Source organism: Halpernia sp. GG3, assembly GCF_052976925.2.
This window is the reverse complement of record NZ_JBRIIR020000006.1, coordinates 181,026-201,734: the sequence shown is the minus strand read 5'-3', so window position 1 is coordinate 201,734 and position 20,709 is coordinate 181,026. Positions and strand designations below refer to the sequence as shown.

The window sequence follows — 20,709 nt, the reverse complement described above, 5'->3', positions numbered from 1 at the left end:
AAATTTACTGAATATTTATTTAAATTTAGAATGATTAAAAAGAGATAAAACTTATTAGTCTCATTTATTTATTATATTTAATGAAAAAATAATGCGTCACTTTTTACTTTTTATATTCTCTCTTTTTATAGTAAATCTTTCTGGTCAAGACTATGCTAAAAACGTCAATCCGTTTATTGGAACTGGCGGGCATGGACACACTTTTCCTGGCGCAACGGTTCCTCATGGAATGGTTCAATTGTCACCAGATACTAGAATTGATGACAGTTGGGACGGTTGCTCAGGTTATTATTACAAAGATAAAATCATTTACGGATTTTCTCACACACATCTTAACGGCACTGGCGTTTCGGATTTCGGTGATATTATGGTGATGCCGACTATGGGAATTCCTTCATTTGATAACAAAATTTATTCCTCAGAATTTTCTCACAAAATTGAAAAAGCAACGGCTGGATATTATTCTGTTAAACTTAATAAAAATAATATTGATGTCAGATTAACCGCTTCTACCAGAGTCGGTTTTCAAGAATATACTTTTAATAAAAGCGGACAAGCCAATATTATTTTAGATTTAAATCACCGAGATAAATTACTGGAAGGCGAAGTACGAATTGTTGATGATAAAACTATAGAAATTTTACGTAGAAGTGAAGCATGGGCAAGAAATCAATATGTTTACGCACGTTTGGAATTTAACGTGCCGATGAAAATTAATTTAGCAAAAGCCAATGAAATTAATACTGAAAAATTATACAGAGGAACGGAACTGGCTTTAAGTTTTTCTAAACAGGTAAAAAAAGGTGAGAAAATTTTGGTTAAAGTTTCACTTTCGCCCACAAGTTATGACGGCGCAAATCTCAATATGTCAGAAATAAAAGCTTGGGATTTTAATAAAACTAAACTTGCGGCAGAAAAACTTTGGAACTCAGAACTTTCTAAAATTGAAGTCACATCTGACGATAAAAATAAATTAGTAATTTTTTACACAGCGCTTTATCACACCATGATTCAGCCAAATATCGCACAGGATTTAGATGGGAAATATAGAGGAAGAGATAATAAAATTCACACCGCGGAAGGTTTTGATTATTATACCGTTTTCTCACTTTGGGACACTTTCCGCGCGGCGCATCCACTTTATACTTTGATTGATAAAAAACGAACTTCAGATTACATCAATACGTTCATTAAACAATATGAGCAAGGCGGAAGGTTACCGGTTTGGGAATTAGCAAGTAATGAAACCGATTGTATGATTGGATATCACTCAGTTTCTGTGATTGCAGATGCTATGAAAGACGGTATAAAAGGTTTTGATTATGAAAAAGCATTTGAAGCGAGCAAATCTTCAGCAATGCGTGATGTTTTGGGTTTAAAAGCCTACAAACAAAATGGATTTATCTCCGTAGATGACGACAGCGAAAGTGTTTCTAAAACTTTGGAATATGCTTATGACGATTGGTGTATTGCACAAATGGCTGAAATTTTAAATAAAAAAGAAGATTATGATTATTTTATGAAACGATCCCAAAACTGGAAAAATCTTTTTAATTATAAAACGGGTTTCATACAGCCAAAGAAAAATGGAGGCTGGCAAAAACCTTTTGATCCAAAAGAAGTGACAAATAATTATACAGAAGCAAATGCATGGCAATATACTTTTTTTGTGCCGCAAGATATTCCGGGAATGATAAAAGCGTTTGGCGGAAAAGAAAAATTTGAAGCAAAATTAGACGAAATGTTTAACAGCGAGAGTAAAACTACAGGTCGCGAACAAGCCGACGTGACGGGATTAATCGGTCAATATGCACACGGAAATGAACCGAGTCATCATATGGCGTATCTTTATAATTACATCGGAAAACCTAAAAAAACGGCTGAAAAAGTAAAATTTATTTTAGACAATTTTTATAAAAATTCTCCAGACGGATTAATCGGAAATGAAGATTGCGGACAAATGAGCGCGTGGTACGTTCTGAGTTCGATTGGTTTATATAAAGTTACGCCCGGAAGCAACACCTGGGAAACCACAAAACCTTACTTTAAAAATATTAAAATAAAAATTGACGGTAAAAAAGCGGAAAATATTTCGCAAGTTATTGCTACTTTAAATAATTCTACCAAAAAATCTGAAGTTAAAAATGATTATCCTTTAATTATTACGGTTCCAATTATTGAGGCAGAAAATAAATCTTTTCAAGATAAAATGAAAATTGAAATAACGTCTCAAAATCCAAATGATGAAATTTATTATCTTGAATTGTTAAAAAATCATGATTACTCAACAGAGAAGTTAAGGTATATTAAATATACTGAACCTTTGCATATTGAAGAAAGCGTCACAATTAGTGCTTACGTGGAAATAAACAAAAAGATTAGCAATATAGTTTCTGCTCAATTCTTCAAAAAACCGAATAATTACAGCATTTCAATTAAGTCAAAATTTAATTCACAATATGCTGCAGGCGGCGCAGATGGTTTAATAGATGGAATTTATGGCGATACAAACTGGAAAAAAGGCGAATGGCAAGGTTATCAATCTCAAGATTTTGAAGCCATTATTGATTTAAAAGAAACCAAAAAAATCAACCAAATTTCTGCAGATTTCCTGCAAGATTCCCGCTCTTGGATTTTAATGCCTACAAAAATTGACTATTTCGTTTCAAACAACAACAAAGATTATTTATTAATGAAAACTATTTCTAGCGACATTGATCCAAAAAATAATGACGTAATCACAAAAAAATATACCGCTGAAATCTCACCAATAGAAGCCAGATATGTAAAAATTAAAGCCTACAATTTCGGAAAATTACCAGAATGGCACCAGGGTTTTGGTGGCGATGCCTTTATTTTTATTGACGAAATTGAAGTCAAATAAATTGAATTTTATTCTATTTCAGCAAATCTAACTCTAATAAATTATTGTTTTTATGTTTTCTCTCTTCAGCGGTTTTCTCTACACTTCTAATCATTTCCAACATAGAAATATCTTTCCCGTCAGAATCTTTCATTTCTAACATAATACCATTTGAATATAATAATTTTAGGCTTTTTGCGGGATCATTCCTGTCTTCTATAAATAATTTTTTATATTGGTTTTGGTTGATTAGAATTCCTTTTTCAGTTTGCAAAAGGTCAGAATCTACCTCTATTTCTTCTTTAAATTTAGCCGTAGATCTAAGTTCAAAAACATGAGAATTTGAAATATCTGAAATTTTGACTATTAAACCAGGTAAACCAGAAAATTTATATGGTCCATCTTGAAAGGGAATTTCGGTAGAAAACCAGGCAATCCATTTTCTCCCAAACATTTCTGTGGTTGCTTTTTGCGTTTCCCAATTGCCAATTTTTTGTTTCTCTGGTAATATTTTCCAATTTATTTTTCTTTCATCCGAAACTTTATAAATATCAATACCATTTCTAGTTATTAAAAAAGTTCTATCATTTGGATATCTTTTTAAAATTTTTAAAAATACGTTTCCAGAACTATTTGCGAATAAATTTCTATTTATCGGTCTTGAATTAGCTTCTTTTATTAAGGCTGCATTTATTGAATCTGCAATATAGACTTGTCTGCTATAAAACTTCGAACCCTCTTTTGTAATATCCAAATACATCAATTCCTTATTTACATTTTCTCTGTTGGTAGAATCTGTGATGAATTTGTATTCATAAGCAAAACGCTGGTTTTGCGCAGAAAATAAAGTAATAATAAAAAGAAAAAAAAGTGAGAATTTTTTCATGGAAATGTTTTTTGTGAATATAAAAAAATTGCTAAAGGTTTTAGTCTTTGTCAAAATAATATTTAATAATTACATTTTATTTAAGCAAATCTAACTCTAATAAATTATTGTTTTTAAGATTATTTTCTTTAGCGTTTTTCTCTTTATTTCTAATCATTTCTGAGGTAGAAATTTCTTTACCTGAAGCATCTTTAAATTGTAAAGTTGCGCCATTCCCCTGCAATTGTCTTAGAAATTTCGCAGGATCATTCCGCTCACTTGTGAAGAGTTTTTGATATTTTTTTTGATTAATTTCAATCGCCTTATCACCGCCATAAAAATCTGATATATTTTCAGTTTCTTGTTTAAATTTTGTTACCGCTTTTAACTCAAAATTATGCGTATTCGATTTATCTGAAATTTTAACGATCAATCCCGGTAAACCATGGAATTTATAAGGCCCATCCTGCAATGGAATTTCTGTGGTAAACCAGGCGATCCATCGTCTACCAAACATTTCGGTGCTTGCTTTTTGCGCCATAAATTCACCAATTTTTTCTTTCTCTGGTGAAATTTTCCAAATAATTTTTCTATCATCTAAAACTTTGTAAGCGTCCATTCCGCTTCTGGTGATGAAATAGGTTTTGTATTCTGGATAAGTTTTAAAAACTTTATAGCGTATTTTTCCACCGCCAAATGACATTTTTGAATTAACATCCATCCTTCCCGTAGCTTGTATTTGCTTTTCATAATAAGCATTCATAGTAGAATCTGCAACGTAAACTTCTCTGCTATAAAACTTCGAACCCTCTTTTGTAATATCCAAATACATCAATTCCTTATTTACATTTTCTCTGTTGGTAGAATCTGTGATGAATTTGTATTCATAAGCAAAACGTTGGTTTTGTGCCAGAGCGAAATTGGCGATCAGAATTAATAGAAGTGTCAGTTTTTTCATAGTTTTTTAAGTTTCGTATTTAATAAAAGTAATTATTTTGTTCTAATACTTATTTCATTAAAAGATTTACCATTTTCGGTATTTTTATTAATATTCCGGGTTTTGATAGAATCTTTGTTTAATTTAAATAATTCATTTTGTGTTGCGGCTTTTCCATTAATGTAGATTCTATCAAACTGCGTTGGTATAAATTCAAGAGGTGAATCCTTGGTGACGATATAAATGCTTCCGCCATTTTTTTGTCCAGGATTTTTTGTCACGTTAATGGCTTTAATATCTTTTGGAAGAATTTTTTTGAAAGTTGGGGCATCTATCAATTTTCCATCAAGATAATAATTAATAGTTTTATCCTGTGAAAGAGTTTTTTGCCGCACGACTACTTTTACAACTCCAGGATTATATTGATTAAGAATTGTACTTGAATTTGGGGTTTCTGTCGCCACAGTTTTGCTCAAAACATTAGTTTCTGCTTTTACCTTATCACTTTCAGATTTATATTTATCCGGATTGATTTTCACTTCATAACTTTGTCCATCAGGAAAAGTTCTTCTAATTTTTAATTCTGTTAATTTGTCATTTTTTCCAAATTTATCTTTTAATGATGTTCTAAGTTTTTCTAATTTATCTAAATCTTTCTCAAAATCTTTATCGTTATTATTTACAGTTACCGAATTTATATTTCCCAAGTCATTTTGCGAGTTTTTTCTAAGGGCTAATATTGAATCTCTAATATGATTTTTAAACTCCGGAGAATTATAATATTCGTTTGCTTTTTTCATCTTCGGAAACTTAGAAATATTGTCAATATTAAATTCGTTTGGTAATGTTTTGGAATGTCTATCATTAAAAGAAAAGACGTTTTCTGTATTTAATTTATTAAAATTATAAAACTTCAAGAACACTGCTTTCGTTACCTTTTTCCCTTTAATTTTGAAAATATCTTTATCAGTAGAATTTTTAAGATTTTCATCGAGCGGAAAAGTAGATGTCGCTGAACCATAATCCTTTATCTCAACTAAATTTGCATTGACCTCATTCTTAATCGTATCTTTCTTTATTTCCGAAACCGCTTTTTCAATCACTTCATTAGTTTGTTTAATTTCGCGGTTTTTCGCATTTACCAAATAAGCAAAAGCCAAAAGGAAAATAACGGGAAGTGCGGAAATTTTACGTAAATAACTGAATTTTGTATGTGATTTTTTAAGCATAATGATTCTTTTTTTTAGGTTAGAACTAAGAAACGGACTTGTCGCAGGCAAAGAAGTTCCCACAAAATGGCTTGCTAAAAGCATCTGCGCAAATGCTTTTGTGTTGCTTTGTTTTACGGTTTTTTTGTCGGCGAGATATTCGTGGATGAGAATTATTTCTTTTTTAATTAAATAGAAAACGGGATTAAACCAAAATATGGAATTCACCGACGTTATAATTATTTTGTCCCAAGTGTGTTTTTGTTCGATGTGAACCATTTCGTGCTTCAAAATTTGTCGGCCCAGATCGGATTGCAATTCGATAGAATCTTTCCAGAACAGATTTCTGAAAAATGAAAACGGCGCGTCTTCTAAAGGTGTTTCGTAGAAATTAATACCTTCAAATTCTGTTTTTGGAAATTGACTTTTTAATCTTTGAATTTTTATTAAACCAAACAAAAATTTTAGAATAAAAAAAACAGAAACCAATCCAAAAGCCGTAAAAATAAATGGATAAATATTGAAATCATTTTGTACAAAATTTTGTGGTTGAACAGTTTTAAGATTTTTTAGCAATAAAAATAAATCCGGATTTACTTCAATGGTGAAATAATCAATTTTTATTAAGGGCAAAAAGATGCTCAAAAATAAAATTGAAAGTAAATAAAAGCGGTTATAATGGTGAAAAGTTTTGTCTTTTAAAAACACAAAATAATACCCGAACATCACACCGGAACACAAAATCATTTTCCCGAAATAAAGTATTAAAGTTTCCATTAGTCTTTGTTTTTAAGTTCGTTAAGTAACAATTCTAAATCTTCTACGCTCATTTCATTTTTCTCTATTAAAAATGAAACGGCATTTTTATAAGAACCTTCAAAATAATTGGTGACCAAATTTTTCATACTTTTTCCACCGTATTTTTCCAGAGAAATCAACGGAAAATATTGGTGTTGTCTCCCGAAAACTTTATAATCCACAAAATCTTTGTCTTTGAGAAGTTTCAGAATTGTTGAAACGGTATTTGTGTGCGGTTTTGGTTCCGGAAAAAGTTCAAGAATATCTTTCAGAAAGGCTTTCTGCAAATCCCAAAGGTATTGCATCACTTGTTCTTCTGCCTTTGTCAATTGTTGAATTTTCATATCACTATTTATTTAGTGATACAAATATAGAATTAATTTTTATTTTACAACTATTTTTTTAGTGATAAAACATAACTCACTTATATTGAACAACTATATTATAAAATAACTCGAAAATAAAAATATTTAGACAAATATCACTTTATATTTAGTTAAACACTTTTTTAACGTATCATATTTTGAAAAAACACTATTAAAATAAAATGATTACATACTAAATTATATTTTGGCAAAATGTTTGCAACGGTAAGTTAGTAATAATCACTATTATATAATTTTTAATAACATTTTAAATCATTATTATGAAAAATTCGATTTTAACAATCTTAGCTGTTGCCTCTTTAGTAGCGTGTAAGAAAAAAGAAAGCACCGTTGTTACGGGATCTACTGACAGCACATCTATGTCAGCACCTATGGATTCTACTATGATGCCTAAGGATTCATCAGCAATGTCTAGCAACTCTGCAAACATGAAACCTCTTAGTAGCCAAGATAAAATGTTTGTTGACGCTGCTGCAAAAGGTGGAATGATGGAAGTAATGCTGGGAAATATTGCAGAAACAAATGCGTCAAACCAGAAAGTGAAAGATTTAGGAAAAATGATGGTAACTGACCATACAAAAGCAAACGACGCATTGAAAAGCTGGGCAATGAACGCTAAATATACTTTACCAACAGCATTAGATGCCGATCAACAAAAAATGGTGGATGGTTTAAAAATGAAAAAAGGCGCTGAATTTGACAAAACGTACACAGATATAATGGTTTCTGATCATAAAAAAGATATTGCCGAATTTAAAAAAGAAGCAATGGACGGAACAGGCGATGTGAAAGCATTTGCTTCAACCACAGTTCCAACATTAGAAATGCATTTAACGAAAGCTGAAGATGCGATGAAAGCTGTAAAATAGTTTTAAAGCTTTCATAAATTTTAAATCCTGTTGAAAAGTGGGATTTTTTATTTTCAAAGTTTATAATGAATTTTTAAATTTAATGAACATTACATATCACCGCCATGACTTTCCAATTGTCCTTCCCATTTTGAAACAGCAGAAGTTGCTAAAGCATTTCCTAAAACATTAGTCATACTTCTTCCCATATCGCAGAAATGGTCTATTGGCAAAATTAAAGCTATTCCTTCCGGCGGAATTCCGAACATAGTACATGTCGCAACTATAATCACCAGACTCGCACGCGGAACACCTGCAATTCCTTTTGATGTTAACATTAAAACTAAAAGCATGGTTATTTGCTGACCGATCGTCATATCAATACCATAAATCTGCGCTATAAAAATTGACGCAAAAGTCATATACATCATACTTCCGTCTAAATTAAAGGAATAACCAAGCGGCAATATAAAAGATACAATTCTATTATTACAGCCAAATCTTTCTAATTCTTCCACTAATTTTGGGAAAACAGCTTCCGAACTGGTAGTAGAAAAGGCGATTAATAATGGTGCTTTTATCCGTCGCAATAATTCAAATAGACGATTACCTAAAATTAAATAACCTACAATGCATAACACCAACCACAAAATCGCCAAGGCGAAGAAAAAATCTCTTAGATAAATAGCATAAACTTCAAAAATCTTAAAACCATTAGTAGCGACTACTGCTGCAATTGCACCTAAGACGCCAAGTGGTGCAAACCACATAATGTACCCCACCATTTTCAAGATAGCGTGGGCACAGATATCCAGCGCTTTCACAATTGGTTTTGTATATTCCTCACCCATATTTGCCAAAGCAATCCCGAACATGACGGAGAAAACGACAATTTGCAGAACTTCGTTTTTAGAAAAAGCTTCAAATAAACTTTTAGGTATAATATGATTAACAAAATCTTCCATAGAAAAACCTTTACTTGAGTTCACAAGTTCTGCTGCGGAAGATGCATCCTGAATGGGAAGTTGCGTTACATGACCTGGCTCTAACCAATTGACCAGAATTAAACCTATAAAAAGTGAAACTAAAGATGCTGTAATAAACCACAACATTGCCTTTATCCCTACTCTACCAATCATTTTAATATCGCTCATTTTCGCAATTCCCACTACCAAAGTGGTGAAAACTAAGGGCGCTATGATCATCTGAACTAATCTTATGAAAACGGTTCCTAATAATTTTATTTTATTTGAAAATTCTGGCGCATTATCTGGATATTTTAAGTTAACGATCCCGCCCATGATTACACCTAAAATTAAGGCGATGATAATGGCAAAAAATAGTTTGTTTTGACCTCTCATAAATTAAGATTTTACTGACAATTTTCACAAAGATATTTTTTTTAATCTAATTATTATTTATAAGTGGGAACTAAGGAGTAAATAAGGTAAACATTTTTAAGAAAACATTATAATTTAGTAATCTTCAGATAATTTATTTTAACATATATTTGATTTGTATTTAAATTAATTTTAAAAAATAAATTCAATTATGAAAAAAATAATCGCAATGGCTGCCCTAGCCCTAACAGTCTCTTTTGCAAGTACATCTTGTAAGAAAAAAATAAGTGATGTAGATTTACAAACGTCTGCAACCACTATTGTTACAGCTAATCCTAGCGCAACTGTAGAAGTAAAAGACGGTGTAGCTCATTTAAGTGGAACTTTCGCAGATCAAGCCACCAAAGACCAAATGATAGCTTCTCTTAAAGCGATCCCAGGAATCAAAGATGTGATGGATATGTCAACTATTGCACCTTCCGCACCGGCTGTCGCTATTAACACAGTTGATCCTGCTAACATGCAAAAAGTAACTGACGTATTGAAAGATTTCCCAAGTGCAAAAGCAGAAGTGATAAATGGTGAACTAACAATTACCGGAACTGTATCAGCTTCACAAGCAAAAAAAATAACGGAATCAGTAGACGCTTTAAAAGTTGGAAAAGTACATTATAATTATACTGTTAAATAAAACCAGCTGCGCACATTACAAGATAAATATGCCGGCGTTATTAGTGCCGCTCAGGGGGCAGGAATTTCAGATTTAAAAGTAACTGAGCAAGACGGAATATTATATGTTGCAGGAAATGCAACAAATAGCGCTGCTAAAGATATTGTATGGAATGCGTTGGGAACAATAGATCCAAATTATTTTGCATCAGATATTAATGTGGACGTACAGGTTGCAGGTCTTGACGCAGGCGTCATACTAACAGTGAATACAGACAGTTCTAACTTAAATATACGCCAAGAAGCTTCTACAGATGCCGACATTGTTGGTAAAGCGGCAAAAGGAGAAACTGTAACTTTAGTGAACAAACCTCTTCTGAATGGTGGAAAGTAAAAACTGCCGATGGTGAAGAAGGCTATACTTACGATAGATATCTTCAAGCTTAGACATCTTCAAAATTTTTAATTAGAATCCCGGAAATTTATTTTCGGGGTTTTTATTTAGGGCCATCCCAATAAAATTATTTCCTTCGCTTACTCAGTCAATACATTTTATCGGCACCGCGCTATCCGCTCTATCTTTATCTTCATCGCGGCTTTCGCCGCCTCAGAAGAAAAAGGATGCCGCTTCAATCGCTTGTCCAGTTTATCGCTAAAATAAAATTTATGATAAAAATCTAATCGATGAATTAGACTAAAAACTTAATCTTTCGAAATATGATAATAAGCCAACATTTTATAATACAGTTTCGCAGCAAGAAAAGCGCTCGGTTTTGGCATCGCAGAATCCATGAGTTCTACAATATCAAAAGCCACCACATTGCATTTTTCAAACACTTTTTTTAATAATTCTAAAGTGGGATACCATTGCAAACCGCCTGGTTCAGGAGTTCCGGTGGAAGGACAAATAGATGGATCAAAAGCATCTAAATCAATTGTAATATAAACATTTCCAGAAACTTTTTCTAAAACATCATCGATCCAATCTGCTTTTTTTGCAATTTCGTGTGCCCAAAAACACTGTTCTTTATTCACGTATTGTATTTCTTCAACATCACAAGACCGAATCCCAACTTGCACCAAATTGTGTTTTTGACTCGCTTCAAAAACGGCACATGCATGATTAGAGGTGGAACCATGAAAATCTGGACGCAGATCCGTGTGCGCATCCAATTGCAAAATAGTTAGGTTTTCAAATTTTTCACCAACTGCTCTAATGGAACCGATTGAAACGGAATGTTCACCACCAAATAATGTAAATAGTTTGCCCTCATTTTCTAAAAGTGATTTAGTTTTTTGGTAAACTGCTTCAGTCATTGCTTCAGGTGAAGATTTTTCAGAGATTTCGCCAGCTAAAAAAACGCCTTCTAAATAAGGTTCAGTTGAAGTTTCTATGTCGTATAATTCCATATTTTCTGAGGCATCCAAAAATAATTTTGGTCCTTTATCCGCGCCTTTTCCCCAAGTGGAAGTTCCATCATACGGAACGGTAACGAGTATTACTTTTGAGTTTTCAAGGGTGGCGTTTTCTTCTGGAATTCCGGCGTAAGTTTGCATAATTGGTTTAAATTTTAGATTTTCAAAGATACTTAAATTGTAATTTTATTTCTAAATTTGATTAAACATTTACGCAATGGAAAATGGGGATGATTCAAACTGGAAATGGGGCTGTTTTTATTACAACCCGGAAGATAAACGGCTATTTCCGCCTAAAAGAGATCCTGCCTTTGGCTGGACGATAAACTTTGCAAGTATAAAATCAATCATTGCATTTGCAATTATGCTCACTTTTTTTGGATTTATTTTTTACATGATTGAAACCCATCAAAAATAAAAACAAACCCCAACATAGCCCCGATTGAAACGACATCCTTTTTTTGCGCGAGCGAAGCGAGCGCTAAAAAAGATAAAGTGGAAAGCGGGACCGACTTTAAAAGAAGCTAGAACTTTGTTGCTCTTAAAAATAAGTATTCCAGCAAAAACCTTAATCAGTAGCGGCGATTTCATAGATTTGCAAAAAAAATTGAATGCCATTAAAAGCAGTTTTATTTGATATGGACGGCGTAATTGTAGATACAGAACCACTTCACAGGAAAGCCTATTTCAAAACATTTGATGATCTCGGAATTAAAGTTTCTGAAGAATTGTACACCACATTTACGGGCGCGTCTACAGAAAAAGTTTCTAATATACTGATCAAAAAATATAAATTACAAATTACATTTGAAGATTTGGCGATCATAAAAAGAAAATATTTTAAAGATTTTTTTTATAATGATGCAGATTTCAATTTACTTCCGGGGGTAAAAAACTTGATCGAAAATTATTTTGAAAATAATGTAAAGCTTGTTCTAGCGTCTTCTTCCAGTATGACGACGATTGATATGGTTTTTGAAAAATTTAATTTAGACCGCTATTTTTTAGGAAAAATAAGTGGCGCTGAACTCAAAGAATCTAAACCTCATCCTGAAATATTTTTAAAAGCAGCGAAGTATGCAGATGAATCAAAACAAAATTGTATGGTTATCGAGGATTCCACGAATGGCATCTTAGCAGCTTTTTCAGCACAAATTTTTTGTACTGCTTATAAAAGTGAACATTCCGCAGCGCAAAATTATGAAAAAGCCAATCTGGTAATTTCTGATTTTTCGCAAATTGAGTTTGAAAAAGTATCAAGATATTTTTAAAATCACTTCGTTTTTAAAAGTAAATAAGAAATCTGTAAATAATTGATTAACTTTTTATTCTAAAGAATACTTCATTCTTGGAAATGAAAAATTAATTTTCTAATAACCCAAGATCTTTAAGACATCTTCCGCTTTTTGCTCTTCGCGGAATACTTTGTAAGTGAAATTACCTTCTTCGTCTTTATCGATTAAAATATGTTTTGGTTGTGGCATCAAACAATGGTGAACGCCGCCATAACCGCCGATAGTTTCCTGATAAGCACCCGTGTTGAAAAAGCCAATATAAAGCGGTTTCGTATCCGAAAAAACAGGTAAATAAATCGCGTTTGTATGTTGCTCAGAATTGTAATAATCATCAGAATCACAGGTCAGTCCGCCTAAGAAAACGCGTTCGTAAGTATCTTCCCAGCGATTTAAAGGTAACATAATAAATTTACGGGAAATTGCCCAAGTATCTGGCAAAGTGGTCATAAAAGAAGAATTAATCATATTCCATTTTTCACGATCATTTTGACGTTTTTGTGAAATAATTTTATACAAATGTCCGCCACTTTCACCAACGGTAAAACTGCCAAATTCCGTATAGATATTTGGTTCTTCAACCCCTTCTTCTTCACAGAATTTTTTTATTTGAGACACGATTTCATTTACCATATATTGGTAATCGTACTCAAAATTAAGCGACGTTTTTATGGGAAAACCACCACCAATATTGAGAGAGTCAACTTCTGGTGCAATTTTTTTCAAACGTGCATATACGCGTAAACATTTGTATAATTCATTCCAATAATAGGCCGTGTCTTTGATTCCGGTATTGATGAAGAAGTGTAACATTTTAAGCCTTGCATTCGGATGTTCCGCGATTTTTTGACTGTAATAAGGAATAATATCTTTATAGCCTATTCCTAATCTGGACGTATAAAATTCAAATTTTGGCTCTTCTTCTGCTGCAATTCTAATCCCGATATTAAAATTGCAATCAATGCTTTCTGTAAGTTTATCGAGTTCACGGTAATTATCTAATATCGGCGTAATGTTTTCAAAACCATTGTTGATCAAATCTGAGATTTTCGCCAAATAATCATCGGTTTTAAAACCATTGCAAATTACTTCTACGTCCTTTCCGTACTTGCCTTTATCGTAAAGTGACTTTACAATATCCATATCATAAGCGGAAGAAGTTTCGAGCGAAATATCATTTTTCAGCGCTTCTTCTACAACAAATGCAAACTGCGACGACTTTGTACAATAACAGTATTTATAATCTTTTTTATAATTATTCTTTTCAATTGCTTCTTTAAACCAGCCTTTTGCACGTTGAATATTAGTTGAAATTTTCGGTAAATAATTAAATTTCAGCGGCGTACCAAACTTTTCAACCACTTCCATTAAAGGAATATCATGAAATTTTAAACTATTTTCGTCCACATTGAATTCTTCTGTGGGAAAATATAAAGTTTGATCGATGAGTTCTGAATATTTAATTTTCATTTTTTGAGGACAGATTTTTTATTAATTAAGAGGATACAAAAATCGCGAAAAAAGTTGATTTTATATTTTAAAATATGGAAAAATTAAGAAACATGATTAATGATGTAAAAAAATAATTAATTCTCCTTCTTCAAAATTAATTTCAACTTGTTCTTCTATTGCTCGATTTCTAGTTCCAATACGGTTTTGAATATTTAAGTTTTCCTTATCTAAAGACCATTCTAAACCAATTGTAGTCACACTTTTACTTTCCGGAAATGGATATAGCGAGATCATTCTATCCTTTACATGGTCTAAAATTAAATGTTTTGGCGAAAAAAAGTAAGTTGAAAATTCATCATAAAAAGTGATTTTTAATCTTTCTTTAAATAAATACGCCACACTAAGATTTCCTAAAAAATGATCCATTTCACCGCCACTTCCACCATAAACGTGAACTTTTCCAATTCCTCTTTCTTTTAAAATTTCTAAAGCTTTCTGAAAATCGGTTTTATTCTGATCTGGCGTATAAATAAATTTTTCATCGTAAACGGTTTCATCTTTTCCAGAATGAGAATCAAAATCACCGGAAATAAAATTTAATTTTCCAGGTGGAAAATTCATTTCTTTTAAATAATGAAAAGCGCCATCAGTACAAGCAATAAAATCATAACCTGAAATGTCAGGTAATTTTTTTGGAGGAATTCCGTTGATGAAAAGAAGCGCTTTATCTGTCATTCGGATTCCAAAATTCTTCTGTTTCGTTGTTTAATTTTGAAACGAAACGCGACAAAACGAACAAATAATCTGATAATCTATTAAGGTATTTTATTAATTCTGGCCGCATCTCTTCAGACTCATTTAAAAAAACCAGACTTCTTTCAGCTCTTCTACAAACCGTTCTGGCCACATGAAAAGCTGTGGCGCCGCTTCCACCGCCAGGAAGAATGAAATATTGTAAGGGTTCCAGTTTTTCTTCCATTTTGTCCATCCAGTGTTCTAAATCTTCAATTTCATTCTCAGAAATCACTAAAGTTAATCTGGAATTTCCGTTTGCTAAAGTCAGTTTGTCGGCAGGCGTGGCTGCTTCTGAACCGACCGTAAAAAGATTAAATTGTATTTTTTTTAACTGATTTAGAATATTTTCATCTGAGATTTGCGCTTTTGCCACACCAATAAAACTATTCAGTTCATCAATGTTTCCATAGCTTTCTACTCTTGATGAAGATTTAGAAACACGTGTTCCGCCATAAAGTGCAGTTTCTCCGCTGTCGCCAGTTTTTGTATATATTTTCATAGACTGATTTTAAAAATGTAAAGTCGTTTAATTATACTATTTATAAGTTTAAGTGTGAAATTAAATTTTCTCAAATCTAAAGTTTTCACCTAAATAAGCTTGTCGCACATCTGGATCATTTGCCAAATCCTCGGGCAAACCTTCTTTTAAGATTTTACCTTCAAACATAATATAGGTTTTGTTGGTAATCGCTAAAGTCTGTTGCACATTGTGATCCGTGATAAGAATTCCAATGTTTTTCTCAACCAAAGAGCGCACAATTTTCTGAATATCTTCTACGGCAATTGGATCAACACCTGCAAAAGGTTCATCCAGTAAAATAAAATTTGGGCTTGTCGCCAAACATCTTGCAATCTCCGTTCTTCTTCTTTCACCTCCAGAAAGTAAATCCCCGCGGTTTTTTCTAACATGTTCTAAAGAAAATTCTTCAATTAATTCATCGGTTTTATGTTGTTGCTCTTTTTTGGATAAATTGGTCAGTTCTAAAACGCCCAAAATATTATCTTCTACAGATAATTTCCGAAAAATAGAAGCTTCCTGGGCTAAATAACCAATGCCATTTTGAGCGCGACGGTACATGGCATCTTTTGTAATATTTTTATTATCTAAAAAAACATTGCCCGAAGTTGGTTTTACTAAACCCACGATCATATAGAAGGAAGTTGTTTTTCCCGCACCATTCGGGCCAAGAAGTCCTACAATTTCACCTTGTTTCACTTCCACAGAAACGCCTTTCACTACTTTTTTGGAACCGTATTCTTTAATTAAATTTTCACCGCGTAAAATCATAGAGACAAAGATAATATTTTTTATAAGTCTAATTTCTACCTATAATTTCATTTAACGAAAAATTAAGAGAAATGAAAGATAAAATTCTTAGATTTGTGAGTATGACTTTTTAAAAAATAAGTTTGAAAATCATGACACTTTGCAGCCCGACTTGAGTGGAACTCCTTTTGTGAGGCGGAAGCCGAGTAAAAGAGTGAGAACGGAAGGCGGAAAATGCTGCCCAAACAGACAATAAAAACAATCAACTAAAATAACATAAAACTAAAAAATTATGGACAAGATCCCCAGCGTAGACCTTAGAGATTTTCTTTCGGAAGATCCTAAACGCAAACAGAAATTCGTAAATGAAATAGGTAAAGCCTACGAAGATATTGGTTTTGTGGCTCTGAAAGGGCATTTTCTAGATGAAAAATTAGTAGAAAATCTTTATAGTGAAGTAAAAGAATTTTTTAGTCTTCCTGTAGAAACGAAAGAAAAATATGAAATTCCCGAAATTGGTGGACAAAGAGGTTACATCAGTTTTGGAAAAGAACATGCTAAAGGCAGATCTACAGGCGATCTAAAAGAATTCTGGCATTTTGGTCAATATGTAGATAAAGATTCGAAATGGGCGGCAGAATATCCTGATAATGTAGAAGTTGCAGAATTACCAAAATTTAATGGTGTAGGAAAAGAAACTTATCAGATGCTAGAAAAAACTGGTGTTTATGTGTTAAGAGCTTTGGCTTTATATATTGGTTTGGACGAGTTTTATTTTGACAAATTCGCTAAAGAAGGCAATTCTATTTTGAGACCGATCCATTATCCGCCAATTACAAGTGAGCCAAAAGATGCGGTAAGAGCTGCGGCGCACGGCGACATCAATTTAATTACGCTTTTGATGGGCGCTCAGGGAAAAGGTCTGCAGGTGAAAAATCACAAAGATGAATGGATCGATGCTATTGCCCAACCAGATGAATTGATGATCAACGTTGGCGATATGCTTTCCAGATTAACGAATAATAAATTAAAATCGACGATTCACCAGGTTGTAAATCCGCCGCGGGAAATGTGGGGAAAATCCAGATATTCGGTGCCCTTTTTTATGCATCCAGTAAGTGATATGCCTTTAAATTGTTTGCCAGAATGCATAGACGAGGATCACCCGAAATTGTATGAAGATATTACGGCGGGGGAATATCTGAACGAGAGATTGGTAGAATTGGGTTTGAAAAAGAAATAATTGAGATATTATAAACAAAAAAAAAGACGAATTAATTTTCGTCTTTTTTTGTGATATTTTTTAAAATTTAAGATTGTAATAATATCGCTGCTTCTTTTGCGGCATAGGTAAAAATCATATCTGCGCCAGCTCTTTTTATACAAGTCAAACTTTCAATAATTGCTTTATCATTATCCAGCCACCCGTTTTGCGCGGCCGCTTTTAGCATGGCATATTCGCCACTTACATTATAAACGGCGATGGGCAAATCTATGGCTTCACGAACTTTTGCAACGATATCTAAATAAGGCATTCCCGGTTTTATCATAATAATATCGGCACCTTCTGCAACATCTTTGTAAACCTCATCCAAGGCTTCACGGGAATTGTGAAAATCCATCTGATAGGTTTTTTTATCTTTTGGAATATCTTGGTTATCAACTGGCGCACTGTTTAAAGCACTTCTGAACGGACCATAAAAGGAACTCGCATATTTTGCCGCATAACTTAAAATCCCAACATCCGTAAAATTATTTTCTTCTAAAGCAGTTCTTATCGCCAAAACTCTGCCGTCCATCATATCACTTGGCGCCAATATATCTGCACCAGCTTCTGCTAAAGATAAAGACATCTTGACTAAAGCGTCGTTTGTAGAATCGTTATCAATTTTTCCATTATTTATAATTCCGTCATGTCCAAAAATAGAAAATGGATCTAAAGCAATATCAGGCATAATTATCATTTCTGGCACAGCATCTTTTATTGCTTTAATGGTATTTTGCATTAACCCATTTGGGTTCCAAGCTTCTTTTCCAGTGTTATCCTTGAGGTTTTCGGAGACTTTCATGTAAAGATTTACGGCTTTCACGCCTAAGGAAAAAAGCGCTTTACATTCTTCAACTGTTAGATCTAAACTTCGGCGAAAAATTCCCGGCATCGTTGCAATCGCTTCCTTTTTACCATTACCTTCCATCACGAAAATGGGCATTACGAAATCATTTGTAGTAAGAACTGTTTCCTGTACCAAGCTTCTAATTGCTGCTGAAACGCGTAATCTTCTATTTCTGGAATAAATAATCATCTTTGGAATACTTTTTGAAAATAATATACAAATTTACCGATACTTTATTAAAAAACTATTGCTAAATAAGTTTTAAATTATATATTTGTCATACTATTCTATTTATAGATCGCTAATGGGAAAAACTCTACTTTTAATTATATTTTTCGGCACAATTACTTTCAGCATTCAAATGAATGCTCAACAAAGCGCAAGAGATATTTCTACATCTTCACCCAAAAGTGATGACGGGGTTCTAGAAGCTTATCCAAATCCAGCAAAAGATTTTATTATTTTAAAATCCAAAGACACCAGTTTAAAAATTAAAGCTGTTACTTTTTACAGTATCTTAGGTGTTCAAGTTGCACAGTTTAATGTCAATATGAATTCAGGTCAAATAAATTTAGATAAACTAAGACCCGGAAAATATCTTATGAAATACATTATGAGTGACGAAACACAAAAGGTTACTCAAATAATAAAACAGTAAAAAAGGCTTCATTTCGAAGCCTTTTTTTATCTGATTATTTTTATTTCTTTAATAATTTCCATCTGCTACATTCCTTTTTAATAATGATTTTGCAGCGGAAGTTCCAATTCTTTTCACGCCCACATTAATCATTTTTTCCGCATCTTCACGCGTTTTAACTCCACCTGCTGCTTTTATTGGAAGTCCGTTTGAATTGTCTATCATCAACTTTATACCTTCAAAAGTAGCGCCGTTTGGTTTTCCATTTTCTGTTTTGTAGAAACCTGTTGAAGATTTTATAAAGATATTTTGTAATTGATTTTCTTCAAAATTTTCTTTTGCCCAAGCTGATATTTTTTGACAAACGTCTTTAATTTGAGAATCATTTAGCGCTGCAATTTCAATGATCCATTTTGCGACTTTGTTATTTTTTAAAGCCAATGAAGTACAATTTATAAATTCACTTTTCACTACATCTATTTCACCTTTTTTAAAACTTTCATAATTGATTACAAAATCCAATTCGTCTGCGCCATCTGCAATAGCTTTTTCCGCTTCTACTAATTTTTCACTTTCGGAAAAAGTACCTTCCGGAAAGCCAATCACGGTTCCCAATCTTACTTTGGCGCCTTTGGAATCTAAATAGTTTCTAATATACTTCACGAAATCTGGCCGAAACATAACCGCAAAAATTTCATTTTCGATTGCTTCATCAGTTAAATTTTTAAGAATTGAAAGTGTCTCTTCAGAAGTAATATTTGCTTGTTCGGGCGTTTTTAGATAAGTAGAATCTAAATATTTTTGTAATTGCATATTTATTTTTCGTTATTTTTAAGTTTAATTAAAACCGGATAATGGTCACTATAACCTCCCAAATACCGCGTTCCTGCATAAGTTCGAAAAGGTCTTCCCTGAAATTTCCGATCCCAACTGCTGAGTTTTAAATTATTAAAGACGATCGCTTCATCGAATTTTATAGAATAATTATTTGTGAAAAATTCTCCACTTAATAGAATTTGATCAAATAATAGACCGTCGGAATTGTGAAAGGTAGAAAATTGTTTATTAATAAAAAGTTTTGAGAAGGGATTATTTAAAACCTGCTTTTCACCATTTGATATAAAATCATTTATTAAATCGTCTGTTGCATTTTCATTAAAATCTCCCAAAACAATAACTGCGTCAGAATTTTCTTTTTTTTCAGTGATAATTTTTTCCTTGATCTCATTTAAAATATACCGTCGCTTCGGCTCATTAATATCTTTTTCTCTTTGTGATGGTAAATGAACGACATAAATATCGATTATTTTATCCAGTATTTTAACCTTGCAAAACAAAACATCACGTGTTGTATCAAAACTTGAAGATCCCGGATTTTCGAATTCAAAAATAAAACTAATGGGTTCTGCGTACAAAATTTCACATTTTTCAGCATCATACAAAAGCGCCACATCAACACCGCGTTCGTCCATAGACTCATAATGGATAAATTTATATTTATTTTTAAAAACTGGTTGTGAAATGATATCTTTTAAAACAGAATCAGTGGATATTTCCGCAAGACCAATTAATGCTGGTAAAGTTTGATAATCTTCTTGCACTAATTCTAAGACCTCCGCTATTTTTTTGATTTTATCGCCATATCTTTTTTGATCCCAATTTCGCAAACCTGAATTTGTTGGGTTTAAAATATGTGTCGACGTTTCGTCTGGTGGAAAAAGATTTTCCACATTGTAAAACATCAGCAATAAATATTGGTTAGTATTATTCATTAAATATAGGATTATATTTCGTGAAGAAATTACAGTTTAATAAAGCAGAT

Annotated in this window: 20 protein-coding genes and 1 pseudogene; 8 read left to right on the top strand and 13 right to left on the bottom strand. The window is 32.6% G+C overall.

Features of this window, described 5'->3' with window-relative positions; all coding sequences use genetic code 11:
* Positions 1-91 precede the first annotated feature (91 nt).
* Entirely contained in the window at positions 92-2,884 is a 2,793-nt protein-coding gene (locus ACVBED_RS01915) for a GH92 family glycosyl hydrolase (protein WP_447120888.1), read from the top strand.
* 13 nt (positions 2,885-2,897) lie between these two features.
* On the opposite strand, the gene ACVBED_RS01910 is transcribed toward ACVBED_RS01915, so the two are convergent.
* From ACVBED_RS01910 to ACVBED_RS01895, 4 genes are all read right to left on the bottom strand, one after another.
* A complete protein-coding gene (locus tag ACVBED_RS01910) occupies positions 2,898-3,749 on the bottom strand; it encodes a GLPGLI family protein (protein ID WP_447120887.1) in 852 nt (283 codons plus the stop codon).
* A gap of 76 nt (positions 3,750-3,825) precedes the next feature.
* A complete protein-coding gene (locus ACVBED_RS01905; protein WP_447120886.1) occupies positions 3,826-4,686 on the bottom strand; it encodes a GLPGLI family protein in 861 nt (286 codons plus the stop codon).
* Between the two features lie 32 nt (positions 4,687-4,718).
* The gene (locus ACVBED_RS01900; RefSeq protein WP_447120885.1) at positions 4,719-6,650 is read right to left on the bottom strand and encodes a M56 family metallopeptidase; all 1,932 of its coding nucleotides are present in this window, start codon (positions 6,648-6,650) and stop codon (positions 4,719-4,721) included.
* A complete protein-coding gene (locus tag ACVBED_RS01895; RefSeq protein WP_473094408.1) occupies positions 6,650-7,015 on the bottom strand; it encodes a BlaI/MecI/CopY family transcriptional regulator in 366 nt (121 codons plus the stop codon). Before ACVBED_RS01895 ends, ACVBED_RS01900 begins: the two co-directional genes overlap by 1 nt.
* A gap of 302 nt (positions 7,016-7,317) precedes the next feature.
* Between ACVBED_RS01895 and ACVBED_RS01890 the strand changes: the two genes are divergently transcribed.
* Entirely contained in the window at positions 7,318-7,926 is a 609-nt protein-coding gene (locus tag ACVBED_RS01890) for a DUF4142 domain-containing protein (protein ID WP_447120884.1), read from the top strand.
* A gap of 89 nt (positions 7,927-8,015) precedes the next feature.
* Here the strand turns inward: ACVBED_RS01890 and ACVBED_RS01885 are convergent, their stop codons facing one another.
* Complete coding sequence (locus tag ACVBED_RS01885; protein ID WP_447120883.1) at positions 8,016-9,266, bottom strand: dicarboxylate/amino acid:cation symporter; 1,251 nt, start codon at positions 9,264-9,266, stop codon at positions 8,016-8,018.
* A 190-nt stretch (positions 9,267-9,456) separates the two neighbouring features.
* Here ACVBED_RS01885 and ACVBED_RS01880 point away from each other — a divergent pair, with 190 nt between their 5' ends.
* Both ACVBED_RS01880 and ACVBED_RS01875 read left to right on the top strand, forming a co-directional pair.
* Complete coding sequence (locus ACVBED_RS01880; RefSeq protein ID WP_447120882.1) at positions 9,457-9,936, top strand: BON domain-containing protein; 480 nt, start codon at positions 9,457-9,459, stop codon at positions 9,934-9,936.
* 6 nt (positions 9,937-9,942) lie between these two features.
* Positions 9,943-10,361: pseudogene (locus ACVBED_RS01875) on the top strand (SH3 domain-containing protein).
* A 255-nt stretch (positions 10,362-10,616) separates the two neighbouring features.
* Here the strand turns inward: ACVBED_RS01875 and speB are convergent.
* Positions 10,617-11,471 carry an agmatinase gene (gene speB, locus ACVBED_RS01870; protein ID WP_447120881.1) on the bottom strand — a complete coding sequence of 285 codons (855 nt, stop codon included), beginning with the start codon at positions 11,469-11,471 and terminating at the stop codon, positions 10,617-10,619.
* Positions 11,472-11,547: 76 nt separating this feature from the next.
* On the opposite strand from speB, the gene ACVBED_RS01865 reads away from it, so the two are divergent.
* Both ACVBED_RS01865 and ACVBED_RS01860 read left to right on the top strand, forming a co-directional pair.
* The gene (locus ACVBED_RS01865; RefSeq protein ID WP_447120880.1) at positions 11,548-11,748 is read left to right on the top strand and encodes a DUF5808 domain-containing protein; all 201 of its coding nucleotides are present in this window, start codon (positions 11,548-11,550) and stop codon (positions 11,746-11,748) included.
* Between the two features lie 193 nt (positions 11,749-11,941).
* Positions 11,942-12,601, top strand: coding sequence for an HAD family hydrolase (locus tag ACVBED_RS01860; protein WP_447120879.1), 660 nt, complete (start codon positions 11,942-11,944; stop codon positions 12,599-12,601).
* Between the two features lie 99 nt (positions 12,602-12,700).
* On the opposite strand, the gene ACVBED_RS01855 is transcribed toward ACVBED_RS01860, so the two are convergent.
* The 4 genes from ACVBED_RS01855 to lptB form a co-directional block, all read right to left on the bottom strand.
* The gene (locus tag ACVBED_RS01855) at positions 12,701-14,092 is read right to left on the bottom strand and encodes a type III PLP-dependent enzyme domain-containing protein (RefSeq protein ID WP_473094407.1); all 1,392 of its coding nucleotides are present in this window, start codon (positions 14,090-14,092) and stop codon (positions 12,701-12,703) included.
* Positions 14,093-14,188: 96 nt separating this feature from the next.
* Complete coding sequence (locus ACVBED_RS01850; RefSeq protein WP_447120878.1) at positions 14,189-14,809, bottom strand: thiamine diphosphokinase; 621 nt, start codon at positions 14,807-14,809, stop codon at positions 14,189-14,191.
* On the bottom strand, positions 14,799-15,368 hold the full coding sequence (locus ACVBED_RS01845; RefSeq protein ID WP_447120877.1) for a cob(I)yrinic acid a,c-diamide adenosyltransferase: 570 nt from the start codon (positions 15,366-15,368) through the stop codon (positions 14,799-14,801). Before ACVBED_RS01845 ends, ACVBED_RS01850 begins: the two co-directional genes overlap by 11 nt.
* A gap of 60 nt (positions 15,369-15,428) precedes the next feature.
* Complete coding sequence (lptB, locus tag ACVBED_RS01840; protein WP_447120876.1) at positions 15,429-16,157, bottom strand: LPS export ABC transporter ATP-binding protein; 729 nt, start codon at positions 16,155-16,157, stop codon at positions 15,429-15,431.
* 271 nt (positions 16,158-16,428) lie between these two features.
* Between lptB and ACVBED_RS01835 the strand changes: the two genes are divergently transcribed.
* Entirely contained in the window at positions 16,429-17,379 is a 951-nt protein-coding gene (locus ACVBED_RS01835; RefSeq protein ID WP_473094406.1) for an isopenicillin N synthase family dioxygenase, read from the top strand.
* A 67-nt stretch (positions 17,380-17,446) separates the two neighbouring features.
* Here the strand turns inward: ACVBED_RS01835 and hemB are convergent, their stop codons facing one another.
* Complete coding sequence (hemB, locus tag ACVBED_RS01830; protein ID WP_447120875.1) at positions 17,447-18,439, bottom strand: porphobilinogen synthase; 993 nt, start codon at positions 18,437-18,439, stop codon at positions 17,447-17,449.
* A gap of 115 nt (positions 18,440-18,554) precedes the next feature.
* Between hemB and ACVBED_RS01825 the strand changes: the two genes are divergently transcribed.
* The gene (locus ACVBED_RS01825; RefSeq protein ID WP_473094405.1) at positions 18,555-18,908 is read left to right on the top strand and encodes a T9SS type A sorting domain-containing protein; all 354 of its coding nucleotides are present in this window, start codon (positions 18,555-18,557) and stop codon (positions 18,906-18,908) included.
* A 48-nt stretch (positions 18,909-18,956) separates the two neighbouring features.
* Here the strand turns inward: ACVBED_RS01825 and deoC are convergent, their stop codons facing one another.
* Both deoC and ACVBED_RS01815 read right to left on the bottom strand, forming a co-directional pair.
* Complete coding sequence (gene deoC, locus ACVBED_RS01820) at positions 18,957-19,700, bottom strand: deoxyribose-phosphate aldolase (RefSeq protein WP_447120873.1); 744 nt, start codon at positions 19,698-19,700, stop codon at positions 18,957-18,959.
* Positions 19,701-19,702: 2 nt separating this feature from the next.
* Positions 19,703-20,659 (bottom strand): endonuclease/exonuclease/phosphatase family protein, encoded by a 957-nt coding sequence (locus tag ACVBED_RS01815; RefSeq protein ID WP_447120872.1) that lies wholly within the window; start codon positions 20,657-20,659, stop codon positions 19,703-19,705.
* Positions 20,660-20,709: the final 50 nt, after the last annotated feature.

Coding starts and splice junctions, on each gene's coding strand:
- ACVBED_RS01915 (WP_447120888.1), top strand. CDS start 92: ATGCGTCACTTTTTACTTTTTATATTCTCTCTTTTTATAGTAAATCTT.
- ACVBED_RS01910 (WP_447120887.1), bottom strand. CDS start 3,749: ATGAAAAAATTCTCACTTTTTTTTCTTTTTATTATTACTTTATTTTCT.
- ACVBED_RS01905 (WP_447120886.1), bottom strand. CDS start 4,686: ATGAAAAAACTGACACTTCTATTAATTCTGATCGCCAATTTCGCTCTG.
- ACVBED_RS01900 (WP_447120885.1), bottom strand. CDS start 6,650: ATGGAAACTTTAATACTTTATTTCGGGAAAATGATTTTGTGTTCCGGT.
- ACVBED_RS01895 (WP_473094408.1), bottom strand. CDS start 7,015: ATGAAAATTCAACAATTGACAAAGGCAGAAGAACAAGTGATGCAATAC.
- ACVBED_RS01890 (WP_447120884.1), top strand. CDS start 7,318: ATGAAAAATTCGATTTTAACAATCTTAGCTGTTGCCTCTTTAGTAGCG.
- ACVBED_RS01885 (WP_447120883.1), bottom strand. CDS start 9,266: ATGAGAGGTCAAAACAAACTATTTTTTGCCATTATCATCGCCTTAATT.
- ACVBED_RS01880 (WP_447120882.1), top strand. CDS start 9,457: ATGAAAAAAATAATCGCAATGGCTGCCCTAGCCCTAACAGTCTCTTTT.
- speB (WP_447120881.1), bottom strand. CDS start 11,471: ATGCAAACTTACGCCGGAATTCCAGAAGAAAACGCCACCCTTGAAAAC.
- ACVBED_RS01865 (WP_447120880.1), top strand. CDS start 11,548: ATGGAAAATGGGGATGATTCAAACTGGAAATGGGGCTGTTTTTATTAC.
- ACVBED_RS01860 (WP_447120879.1), top strand. CDS start 11,942: ATGCCATTAAAAGCAGTTTTATTTGATATGGACGGCGTAATTGTAGAT.
- ACVBED_RS01855 (WP_473094407.1), bottom strand. CDS start 14,092: ATGAAAATTAAATATTCAGAACTCATCGATCAAACTTTATATTTTCCC.
- ACVBED_RS01850 (WP_447120878.1), bottom strand. CDS start 14,809: ATGACAGATAAAGCGCTTCTTTTCATCAACGGAATTCCTCCAAAAAAA.
- ACVBED_RS01845 (WP_447120877.1), bottom strand. CDS start 15,368: ATGAAAATATATACAAAAACTGGCGACAGCGGAGAAACTGCACTTTAT.
- lptB (WP_447120876.1), bottom strand. CDS start 16,157: ATGATTTTACGCGGTGAAAATTTAATTAAAGAATACGGTTCCAAAAAA.
- ACVBED_RS01835 (WP_473094406.1), top strand. CDS start 16,429: ATGGACAAGATCCCCAGCGTAGACCTTAGAGATTTTCTTTCGGAAGAT.
- hemB (WP_447120875.1), bottom strand. CDS start 18,439: ATGATTATTTATTCCAGAAATAGAAGATTACGCGTTTCAGCAGCAATT.
- ACVBED_RS01825 (WP_473094405.1), top strand. CDS start 18,555: ATGGGAAAAACTCTACTTTTAATTATATTTTTCGGCACAATTACTTTC.
- deoC (WP_447120873.1), bottom strand. CDS start 19,700: ATGCAATTACAAAAATATTTAGATTCTACTTATCTAAAAACGCCCGAA.
- ACVBED_RS01815 (WP_447120872.1), bottom strand. CDS start 20,659: ATGAATAATACTAACCAATATTTATTGCTGATGTTTTACAATGTGGAA.